Origin of the sequence: Pseudomonas sp. AAC, from assembly GCF_000725445.1 — a bacterium.
Lineage (GTDB): Bacteria > Pseudomonadota > Gammaproteobacteria > Pseudomonadales > Pseudomonadaceae > Pseudomonas > Pseudomonas citronellolis.
On sequence record NZ_KL647107.1, the window covers coordinates 1 to 1,103 of the forward strand.

The 1,103-nt window shown below is 64.1% G+C and carries 1 protein-coding gene; it reads right to left on the minus strand.

Going from position 1 to position 1,103, the window contains the following annotated elements:
• Positions 1 to 1,103, minus strand: a 1,103-nt coding sequence (locus tag FG99_RS32600; protein WP_043274043.1) for a VCBS domain-containing protein, incomplete at both ends; no start/stop codon positions are given.

A 1,103-nucleotide genomic window follows, 5' to 3' on the forward strand; every position in this document is an offset into this window, starting at 1 on the left:
GTCATTGGTGCCGGTTACCGTGATGGTCAGGGTACTGCCACTGGTAGCCCCCTGGTCATCGGTGACGACCACCGGGATGCTGATGACCTGGGTTTGTCCCGCAGCCAGGTGCTGATAGGCGGCATCGCTGGCGTCGAAGCTCCACTTGCCATCCTGGCCCAGGGTGAAGCCGGCGGGTAGGGGGCTGTCCGAGCCGAATTGCAACTGGGCCCCCTGGTCGGCATCAGTGGCCTGCAGTTGGCCATCGATCTGGCTGTCCTCGTTGACCGCCGCAGTGGCCGCCTGAGCTACCGGCGCGTCATTGGTGCCGGTGACGGTAATGGTGATGGCCTGCGGGGCGCTCAGCGCACCGTTGTCATCCTTGGCCTGGTAGGTGAAGGTGACGTCGCGGCTGACACCGGCCGGCAGGCTGTCGAAGTCGTGGCCCGGATCGAAGGTATAGCCGCCATTGGAGTTGAAGGTCAGTGTGCCGTTGCCGGTGCCGACATCGGTAGTCAGTTGGTAACCGGCAATGGTGCCGTCGACATCGCTGGCGGCCGGGACTTGTCCATTGAGAACGGTGTTCTCTTCGGTCGTCGCGCTGCCAGCCTGAGCAATCGGTGCGTCGTTGGTGCCGGTGACCGTGATGGTGATGGTCTGCGGGGCGCTTAGCGCGCCGCTGTCATCCTTGGCCTGGTAGGTGAAGGTGACGTCGCGGCTGACACCGGCCGGCAGGCCGTCGAAATCCTGGCCCGGATCGAAGGTGTAGCCGCCATTGGAGTTGAAGGTCAGCGTGCCGTTGCCGGTGCCGACACCACTGGCCAACTGGTAACCGGCAATGATGCCGTCGACATCGCTGGCCGCCGGGACTTGGCCATTGAGGATGGTGTTCTCTTCAGTCGCAGCGCTGCCAGCCTGAGCTACCGGCGCGTCATTGGTGCCAGTGACGGTAATAGTCAGAGTGCTGCCACTGGTAGCGCCCTGGTCATCGGTGACGACTACCGGGATGCTGATGACCTGCGTCTGACCGGCCGCCAGGTGTTGGTAGGCGGCATTGCTGGCATCGAAGGTCCATTTGCCGTCCTGATCCAGGGTGAAGCCGGCGGGGAGAGGGCTGTCGGAGC